A 9730-nucleotide genomic window follows, 5' to 3' on the forward strand; every position below is an offset into this window, starting at 1 on the left:
TGAAATTTTATGGCGGTTTATTAAGTATGAATGGATTGAGATATCTGCTTACAAGAGTTGGGGAACTTTTGTTACCTCTGTGGAAAAAATCCTGAAAGAATTTGGAGAAAACTATGTAATTAATTTTGTCTAGCTACTTAAGTGGGGGTTTGTAGCGACTCATAGGGCTGGATGAGAATCTCAGCGGGAATTCCTAACTCTTGATTCAGCTTCCGAATCATTTCCAGAGTCAAGGAGCGTTTGCGAGATAATATCTCAGAAACTTTAACTCGACTGCCAATACATTGTTCCAAATCGCTACCAGACCATCCGCGGGCGTCCATGTAGTATTGAATGGCTGCAATTGGATCCGGGATTTCGATCGGAAAGTGTGCCTTCTCGTAAGCTTCTACTAGGGTACTGAGCACATCTAGGCGATCGGACTCAGGTTTATTAGGAGCTGCATTAAACAGCAACTCAACCTCTCGAAGGGTTTCCTGATAGTCAGTTTGGGTTCTAATTGGACGTATTTCCATATATCAATTTGTGTCCCATTTCAGGAATCTCCAACTTCAATCACTTGCCCCGGAGCAATGGTCTTCAGTACGTTACGAGCATCTGGGATCAGGGGCAGTAAATCGGGGAGCCTATTGCTGGATGCGACTAGCACAACTACTGCCACTCCAGCTTGCTGTAAGTTTTGCTGATAGCGCAAATTTTGATCGGTGGTAAGTAAAATAGTGAAGCCCTCTTGACTCATGAGCCTGAGCAGTTCCCCGTTCTTTTTCCCTGACCATCCCATCTCTACGACTGTGCGTATCTCGTAGTCAAGAAGTTCGCGCTTTAGAGGTCTTGGGGCACATTCATCAAGCAGGATTCGCATAGGCTGTCAGCATTTCCTTTGCTAATTCAAGGGCTGCGATCGCCTGTGCATGAGTGACACTAGGGAAATGGTCTAAAAAGACACCCAATGAATCACCAGCTTCAAGATAATCAAGCAGAGTTTTCACTGGAACGCGCGTTCCAACAAACACAGGAGTTCCTCCTAGAATATCGGAGTCGCTATGAACAACACGAGATGTTAATGCCATAACAAATTCACCAGGCTGGCTACCAATCTTTACAAAGATTATAACCTAAATTCATTCCAGCTTTTGATTCCTTCAGTAATAAACGCCCCAACCGGATTATCGATAGCTTTTTCTAGCGCTGCTAGAGTAGCGTCTGTACCAGCCTTTATAACTTTTTGTTTCAGTGTTGGGTTACTTTCGAGGTGTTTAACCACTTCCTTGGCCACTACCTTATCTCTTTCTGGTGTATCGCTAGGATAACTTGTTTCTAGCTGTTTGATTAATGCTTGAATTTCGCTTGCTGCTTCTACTAAGCTTTGAGGCTTTCCTGCGGCGTAGTAATTTCCCTGAATGTAACTACCTTGAATATGTCTGTTGAAAGTACCGCCACCTGTGTTAACAGTCCAATTTTCATTGTTACTCATCTTGATATCTCCTTAAGTTGTCATTACAATTTGAAATCTGATTGCTTAGTGAGCTACAGCCGCACACTTCTATCTACAAATTACTAAATCTTGCTTCGTCTATCTTCCCTTTCGCTTCATCGATTGCCAACTCTTTGCCATAACATTTACCACTTTCATTACACAGGGAACCATTTATCTTGTAATGACACCAAAAATCATCTTTGTCTGATTCCAAATAAATTGTATGTCCTTTATAATTGATTACTTCTCCATAATCTTCTGCTCCTTCATAGCCTGTTGTTTGATTGAATAGATACTTATGTTGAATTAAAAGCCTAACAAATTCTTGAAAAACTTCACTGTCATCAGCATTTTCGTCAATATGAAACTTACCTTTAACGTAGGGCTTCTTTCGAGTCTCTTCGGCTAACTCTTTAGCCATTTGAGTTACTGCTTGCTCTATACTATATCCTTGACTTTGCATTTTAGTTAAAATAACTCTAAAATCATTAAGAATGGAAGTAATATCTTTGCTCATGTCTACACGCTTGTTTTGTATGTTTATATAATCACCTTGTATGTAATTACCTTCTACTCTATTATAGTTTCCGCCACCTGTGTTGATGTCATGATTTATAGTTGAATTATTTTTATCTTCCAAATCGTATGATTTCTGGTTATCTTTAACACCTCCTTGTCGCTTGAAGTATAGATAAATACCAATTGCAAGGATTATCATGCCTATAATAAAACCAAACGTATATTGGTTCTCAACTATTAATTTAAAAACTAATTCACCAATTTTAACAATTAATGATGCAGCTAAAATTAGGCATATACCCTTTTGAGTATTAGACAGCCTGTCTCTAAACTGATGAAAAAGTTTTACTGAAATTTTTCTGATATAGCTCATACTACCGGAATAGTATTTTTAATTTTAGTAACCATTCAATTATACTAACTTTCCGTAGAAATGGATATAGTATAAATCATTGCTTATATGTGATTAATCTCACTGAAGTCAATCACTAAACCTGCTATGTAACGTAAAAACAAAGTCTTGCCATCACCATATCACCTTCCGCATGTTCAATCAATCAACCGTTCCCTCAGTTAGATACAATATCTCAGCAATTTCCTGATTATTTTTGCCTTCACCAACCAGTGTTAATACCTCCCACTCGCGCTTACTCAACTTAGAGCGATAACTTCAACTAAAGGCGTGGCACTCACTTAAAGGAATCCCACGCAATAATTTACTATTAGCTAACGGCTACAGCCTCCCCCAAAGGATGCTGCTGCAAAACCGCTTGCAAATACTTCCCAGTATAAGACCTCTGATTTGCCGCCACATCCTCCGGCGTCCCCGCCACAATAATTTCGCCGCCCTTATCTCCCCCTTCAGGCCCCAAATCGATCGCCCAATCGCAGCACCGAATCACATCTAAATTGTGTTCGATTACCAAAATTGAATTACCCTTATCCACCAATCTTTGCAGCACATTTAACAAATGGTGAACATCATAAAACGACAAACCAGTCGTCGGTTCATCAATTAAATAAAGCGTCTTCCCAGTAGCGCGGCGCGACAGTTCCGTTGCCAATTTTACCCGCTGCGCTTCGCCCCCAGAAAGCGTCGGCGCCGGCTGTCCCAACTGAATGTAACCCAAACCAACATCAACCAAAGTTTGCAGTCGGGCGCCCGCCCTGGGAATATTTTTAAACATCTCCAAAGATTCCTCTACGGTCATGTTCAAAACATCAGAAATCGACTTGCCTTTGTACTTAACTTGCAGCGTTTCCCGGTTGTACCGTGCACCCTTGCAAACCTCACACTGCACATAAACATCCGGCAGAAAATTCATCGAAATCACGTTCACGCCTTGGCCGCCGCAGGCTTCGCACCTTCCCCCTTTCACGTTAAAAGAAAACTGCCCCGCTTTGTAACCTCTGGCCTTCGCTTCAATGCTTTCGGCAAACAAATCCCGAATCACATCAAAGACTCCCGTGTAAGTAGCGGGATTAGAACGCGGAGTGCGGCCGATGGGAGATTGGTCGATGACAATTACCTTATCAACCACATCCTCTAGAGAGCGTTCGCCCTTCGTTTTGAGGGCGCCCATATCGGGCGGTAAAGGCACTTTTTTGGTGAGATAGTGTTGCAGCGACGGGTACAGCAATTCATTGATTAAAGTGGATTTTCCCGAACCGGAAACGCCTGTCACGCAGACGAGTTTTCCCAGGGGAATTTCAACATCGATATTTTTTAAATTGTTGCGCGTCGCATTTATGATTGAGAGAGCTTTGCCGTTGCCTTTTCTCCTTTCATTAGGCGTTTCAATTACTCGCTTTCCCGACAAATAAGCCCCGGTCAAAGATTCCTCGGCCGCCAGCAACTCTGCTAAACTTCCTTGCGAGATAATTTTGCCACCGTGAACGCCGGCGCCGGGCCCGATATCGACAATGTGGTCTGCCGCTCGCATGGTTTCTTCATCGTGTTCTACGACAATCAAAGTATTGCCTAAATCGCGCAATTTTGTTAAGGTTTGCAGCAGGCGAAAATTGTCTCTTTGGTGCAGTCCGATGCTGGGTTCGTCCAAAACGTAGAGAACACCCGTCAAACCCGAACCGATTTGAGTCGCTAGCCGAATTCGCTGGGCTTCTCCGCCAGAAAGCGTCATTGCTGCGCGGTCTAAAGTCAGGTAATCTAACCCGACATCGAGCAAAAATTGCAGCCTTGCTTTGATTTCTCTCAGGGCTAAATCGGATATTTGGAATTGCCGATCGCTCAATCCCAAATTATTTACTCGTTCGCGGCATTCGCGAATCGAAATACTGGTTAAATCCACAATTCCGTACTGTCCCAACCGCACCGAAAGCGCCTCTGTTTTCAAGCGCTTGCCGTGACAAACCTCGCAAGAGCGATCGACCCGATACTGTTCCAACTTCTGCTTGATCAAATCAGAACCAGTATCGTCGTACTGGCGCTGCAACATGGCAATCACGCCATTAAAATCTCTCCTCAAATCAGTGCTGCCGTCGCGCTTTTTACTTTGTGCGGTGGGCTTGGACTCATTGCCGTACAAAATTACCCGCTGGTGTTCGGGCCTTAATCGATACCAAGGAGTGTCGATATCAAACCCGCAAGTCTCAGCAATATTGAAAAGCAAAGAAAGATAATAAGAATTGTCTTTGTCAGACCAAGGGGCGATCGCACAATAAACAGGCGCTTTCTCGTCGGGAACTACCAACTCCGGCGCAAAAGTCCGCAAACTCCCCAAACCGTGGCAGTTCGGACACGCGCCGTAAGGCGAATTAAAAGAAAATAACCTGGGTGAAAGTTCCTCCATTACCGCGCCGTGTTCGGGACAAGCAAAGTTTTCGGAAAATACGATCTGCCCCTGTGGTTCGGAATTTTCATCAGTCGGTAACTCTTCAATGATCGCAATTCCCTCTGAATGGCGCAAACAAGTTGCCAGAGAATCAACTAAACGTTCTTCTAAACCGGGTTTTTTAATTAACCGATCGACAACTATCTCGATATTGTGCGTTAGATTTTTATCTAATTCGATATTTTCCGAAAGTTCTAAAATTTCTCCGTTAACTTTGACGCGAATAAATCCTTCCGCAGCTAAACTCGACAATAATTTGCGGTGAGTGCCTTTTTTTCCGCGCACAACTGGTGCCAGAAGGTGAAAGCGAGTGCCGTCTGGAAGTGCCATGACTCGATCGCACATTTCATCAATTGTCTGCGGCGCAATGCAGCGATCGCAAATCGGACAGTGCGGTTCACCGGCTCTGCCGTAGAGCAATCTGAGATAATCGTAAATTTCTGTAACAGTGCCAACAGTCGATCGCGGGTTGTGAGAAGTTGACTTTTGGTCGATCGAAATAGCCGGACTCAAGCCTTCAATCGCGTCCACATCCGGTTTGTCCAACTGTCCCAAAAACTGGCGCGCGTAGGCGCTGAGAGACTCGACGTAGCGGCGCTGTCCCTCGGCAAAAATTGTATCGAAAGCGAGGGAAGACTTACCAGAACCCGAGACGCCAGTAAAAACGATCAGTCGATCGCGCGGCAGTTCCAGATCGATATTTTTCAGGTTGTGCTGTCTGGCACCGCGAACCCGAATCGTATTTTGGTTGTTAGAGTGAGCATTCGTCACATTATGCCCGTTGCGGGATGCACTTGGCTGGCTGTTTGAGGTTTCGGCGCGTTGGGACATGAGAGTAGTGCAAAACAGTGCTTAACCATCTTAGCGCTGCCGATCGAATTGCTGGCATCCAAACTCAAGAATATCAAAGAATTGTCAAATAAGTTTCCGTCGGCCCGTCGGGCAAAACCTTCAAACTTTGATGCTTCAAATCCACTTCAATTCCCAGCGCTTCCATCGGAATCACGCCTAAAAGTGGCGTTTTCCCCTCTGGCAATTCCAAACACTCAAAAGTCCCTTCGCGCCCGCACAGAGAAATCGAAGCATCCCGAAAAATCCTCGCCTCACTAATACCCGTGGCTGTTTCCACAACCACTTGCTTGAGGATTTTTAAACCCAGTCTGGCGATGACATCTTTAGGCAAACACAAAGTAGTCGCGCCCGTATCCACCAAAACATTTTCTAGAGTAACAGACCTCACTTGCTCGATTGGGATCAGACCATCTTCTGCTTTAGCTTCATCGATCCGATTTGTAATTACTAGGGTTGTGATAACTTTTCCCATTTGATTTTCAGTAGCTGCTTGCATAACTTTCATAAAACAATAAATTACCGCTTTAATTTTAGCACATAATTATACGAATAGTAGGGCGATGTACTTTCTTTGCTTCGCTCCGCCCGGCTGCTATCTGGGTCAAAATAAGCTAATTATTGCACGCCAATAAACTTGTGAGCTTGTAAAGATAACCTGTAACTCGGATGCTTTTTTAGTAATTCTAATATAATCGGAATTGCTGATTCTTTCGAGTTCCATTCCGGTTGCAAAAATACCTGAGCTTTAATATTTTTACTCAAATAATTGTAGTAGAATTCAACTTCTTCGCCCGTGCTAACCACCAACTTAATTTCATTAGCTCTAGTCCAGAAACGCTCTTGCACCGGATATTTAGGATTAACGTGTTCCTTAGGAGAAAGCGTAATCCAAGCCTGCGGGGAAACATCCTGCCAGCAAGCGCCCGAAGTTTCAATACTCACCTGCTTGTCAGCTTGTAACAAAGCTTCAACTAACTCCGGCAAATCCCGGTGAATGAAAGGTTCGCCGCCAGTAATGACAACCCTCGGAGACTGCAATTGAGCTAGCAATTGTGCGATCGACTGCGGCACAGAGGGCAAACCTTTGCCCCCATTTGCGTAACCCGTGTCGCACCAAGGACACCGCACAGGGCAACCGGCCAATCTGATAAAATCAACTAAAGTCCCCGTCCAGTAACCTTCGCCTTGAACAGTACACTGAAAAGTTTCGTGAATCGGTAATTTTACCTGCAAATTTGAACCCAGCATTTGTGCCTCTGATTAACTAAAAAATACATCATTCTGTAGGGTGCGGCACGCGCACCTTACTCTATACTTTTGAGTTTCTAGGGTGCGGCACGCGCACATTACTCTATATATAAAACTGACTTGTATATTCTTGAATAATTAGCAGTTTGTGGCAATTTAAAAATGAACCGCAAACCGCAAACAACTCTTTAATTATGCTGTTCAGGTTCCATCAGAGTAGCCCAGCGACGTTTCAATGCCAAAGTCAGCCCGTCACCAATGGGGACAACACTGAGAGTAACTCTGGGATCCTTACGCAATTTGTCGTTGAAACTACGGAGGGCGGTGGTACTTGCGTCTTGTACTTGAGGGTCAGCAACTCGTCCAGACCACAGAACATTGTCAATTACAATTAAACCGCCGTTGCGTACAAGTTGCAGCGATCGCTCAAAATAACCCTCATAATTTTCTTTATCGGCGTCGATGAAGGCAAAATCAAAGGTTCCTGCTTGTCCCTCGGCTATTAGTTTGTCGAGAGTATTTATTGCTGGGCCCAACTGTAAAGAAATCTTGTTTGCGACACCCGCAGCTTCCCAATAGCGTCGCGCGATCGCAGTATATTCCTCGCTGACATCGCAAGCAATAATTTGACCGTTAGGAGGCAGCGCTAAAGCTACGCACAGCGAGCTATAACCAGTAAAAACCCCTATTTCTAGGGTTTTTTTCGCTCCCATAAGCTGCACCAGCAGTTCCATAAACTGACCTTGTTCGGGAGCTATCTGCATCCTAGCGATAGGATGCTTAGCAGTTTCTTCCCGTAGTGAAGCGAGAATATCGGGCTCCCGCAGAGAAATAGATAACAGATAATCGTAAAGTTGATTTTCTAGGCCAAGAGTTGAGTTCGCCATCGGTTTGTCCTTGCTGCTGACTTGGGATTTTAGATTGTAGCCGCGCCGTTAATGGAAATCGGAGACTGTAGAGTTAATTTTGGCACCTATTTTGCTGTGGCTGATGACAGGTTGCAGTAGCAGTGTCTCGGTTACAGAGAGGCAACTTGCAAAACGCCCGATCTACTTCCAAATCAGTTTATCTCAGCCACAGGTGATTTAGCAGCTCTGGAAAAGAAAAATCGATAGGGGCTCGTTTTGAGATTGCTGGGTTCGTCCCCATGCCTAAGGCCGTGAGTGATACCACTTCTCAAAAATAATGCAACTGTAGACAAGCTGCAAACCCATACATAATCAGCCATTGCCCATCTTAAATCTCAAATCTACAATTTCAAATGGTATGAGTTGGGGAGAAAGTGACTTCATCCCGATCCCTAAGTAGATGAACTGCGCCCAACATAGGTAGTCAAAAGCGAGTGAAATGAAGCAATCGCAGAGGTTGTGATTCGTTTACATTTTCTTACATTATAAACTTTTTTCCTGTCGCTCTCCTTAATCCCCAATGACTAATTATTGAGGACTTACGCACTCCCAAAAAACAAACCGTTTCATTTAACTCTTATTGATGGGTTAAAACCGGTGTATTTTCCTGAAACAAACCAGGGCTCTGGAAACCCTGGTGTCCCTGAGTATTACTAATCACTAATAACCAGGGTTTAAAAGGACGATTACTTAACTGTCACAGCTTATTCCTCCACATCTAAACAACCTACCCATAATTAAAACAACACTCCACGATTGAGGTAGAGCAAGTATTTGTGGGAAAAAAACAGGTTTCTATCAACCCTTGCCCCGCACTAATACTCATAACTAATGAACCGGGAGCAATAGGACGATTACTTAACTGTCACAGCTTATTCCTACATACCTAAACAACCTACCCACAATCAAAACAACATTCCACCAAGGCAATCGTTATGTATTACACTTTTGCAGGTTTCGGTGCGGGCACAGGCATATTTTTGCTGCTAGTTTTTGCCATTCTGCAATGGCTGCACGTCTCCGCCGGCAGTTTTATTGATTGGGTAATTGCCATTGCTATTTTTGAATGGCTGTTGCTGATAGTTACAGTTCCCTGGAATATCCATTTTGAAGCAAAAGAAGTTTTAGCGCAAGCTGCAGAATCTACTAAAAAAAACATTGCTGTCGATCAGGAACAACTCAAATACGTTACTGTATTAGTGAGCCGATCGCTCTTTGTGGCGATCGCACTTCACCTATTTAGCGCGATCGCACTTTACGCCCTAGCCGCCACCGGAATTAGTGCTGTTGGCTATCTCAGTTCCGCTGCTGCACTGCTGTTAACTGTACTGCGTCCAGCTATCCGAGGTTATCAGTATTTAGCTCAGCGGCTGACAACTATCCGCAGCCAATTTTTGCACCCCCGCGAAGATATTGTCGAACTCCGCAGCCGCTTTGCACAGTTAGAATCTACAGTTAGAAATTTGACCGCTCAATTAGATTCAGACGATCCGAATTCTTGGGCTGCTGTCCAAAAGCGGGAGCAACAAGCCACCAAAAGAGAATTAACTAATTTAGCCGCATCTCTACAATCTTTGCGATCGACAAATCAGGCAGAACACACTAAACTCGCAAGAGATGCAGAAAGTGCGATCGGCCAACTCACCGAGGACGGACAATTTCTCAACCACGTCCGCGAAATCATCCGCTTCTATAAAGAAGCATAACAGAAGTCATTAGTCATTAGTCATTAGTCATTAAGCTGTTCAGCATCTAAAACGCATATTGTATGGTATAATATGATAATTTTCCGAGAAAGTCAATGCCTACTAAAAACTTCCTCAGTTCTGAAACAAAGGAAACTCTGCAACAAGCATTAAAAGACCATGAGCATC

General features: G+C 44.0%; 11 protein-coding genes. 1 reads left to right on the forward strand and 10 read right to left on the reverse strand.

What is annotated here, in order from left to right; genetic code table 11:
* Positions 1-137 precede the first annotated feature (137 nt).
* From ACUVJL_RS13145 to ACUVJL_RS13190, 10 genes are all read right to left on the reverse strand, one after another.
* Positions 138-515, reverse strand: a complete 378-nt coding sequence (locus ACUVJL_RS13145; protein WP_445246257.1) for a helix-turn-helix domain-containing protein — start codon at positions 513-515, stop codon at positions 138-140.
* Positions 516-535: 20 nt separating this feature from the next.
* The gene (locus ACUVJL_RS13150) at positions 536-862 is read right to left on the reverse strand and encodes a DUF5615 family PIN-like protein (protein WP_332958810.1); all 327 of its coding nucleotides are present in this window, start codon (positions 860-862) and stop codon (positions 536-538) included.
* Complete coding sequence (locus tag ACUVJL_RS13155; protein ID WP_445246258.1) at positions 846-1070, reverse strand: DUF433 domain-containing protein; 225 nt, start codon at positions 1068-1070, stop codon at positions 846-848. The genes ACUVJL_RS13150 and ACUVJL_RS13155 overlap by 17 nt, the downstream gene beginning before the upstream one ends.
* Positions 1071-1108: 38 nt before the next feature.
* Entirely contained in the window at positions 1109-1474 is a 366-nt protein-coding gene (locus tag ACUVJL_RS13160) for a hypothetical protein (protein ID WP_332958808.1), read from the reverse strand.
* Between the two features lie 73 nt (positions 1475-1547).
* Positions 1548-2369 (reverse strand): hypothetical protein, encoded by an 822-nt coding sequence (locus tag ACUVJL_RS13165; RefSeq protein WP_445246259.1) that lies wholly within the window; start codon positions 2367-2369, stop codon positions 1548-1550.
* 180 nt (positions 2370-2549) lie between these two features.
* On the reverse strand, positions 2550-2651 hold the full coding sequence (locus tag ACUVJL_RS13170; RefSeq protein ID WP_445246260.1) for a LuxR C-terminal-related transcriptional regulator: 102 nt from the start codon (positions 2649-2651) through the stop codon (positions 2550-2552).
* A 67-nt stretch (positions 2652-2718) separates the two neighbouring features.
* The gene (gene uvrA / locus ACUVJL_RS13175) at positions 2719-5679 is read right to left on the reverse strand and encodes an excinuclease ABC subunit UvrA (protein WP_445246261.1); all 2961 of its coding nucleotides are present in this window, start codon (positions 5677-5679) and stop codon (positions 2719-2721) included.
* Between the two features lie 73 nt (positions 5680-5752).
* Positions 5753-6196 (reverse strand): retroviral-like aspartic protease family protein, encoded by a 444-nt coding sequence (locus ACUVJL_RS13180; RefSeq protein WP_333081043.1) that lies wholly within the window; start codon positions 6194-6196, stop codon positions 5753-5755.
* Between the two features lie 119 nt (positions 6197-6315).
* Positions 6316-6948 carry a 7-carboxy-7-deazaguanine synthase QueE gene (locus ACUVJL_RS13185; protein WP_445246262.1) on the reverse strand — a complete coding sequence of 211 codons (633 nt, stop codon included), beginning with the start codon at positions 6946-6948 and terminating at the stop codon, positions 6316-6318.
* A gap of 188 nt (positions 6949-7136) precedes the next feature.
* Positions 7137-7835, reverse strand: coding sequence for a class I SAM-dependent methyltransferase (locus ACUVJL_RS13190; protein ID WP_445246263.1), 699 nt, complete (start codon positions 7833-7835; stop codon positions 7137-7139).
* Positions 7836-8791: 956 nt separating this feature from the next.
* Between ACUVJL_RS13190 and ACUVJL_RS13195 the strand changes: the two genes are divergently transcribed.
* On the forward strand, positions 8792-9562 hold the full coding sequence (locus ACUVJL_RS13195; RefSeq protein ID WP_445246264.1) for a hypothetical protein: 771 nt from the start codon (positions 8792-8794) through the stop codon (positions 9560-9562).
* Positions 9563-9730: the final 168 nt, after the last annotated feature.

The sequence above is a fragment of the Microcoleus sp. OTE_8_concoct_300 genome, assembly GCF_031383065.1.
Taxonomy (GTDB): Bacteria; Cyanobacteriota; Cyanobacteriia; order Cyanobacteriales; family Microcoleaceae; genus Microcoleus.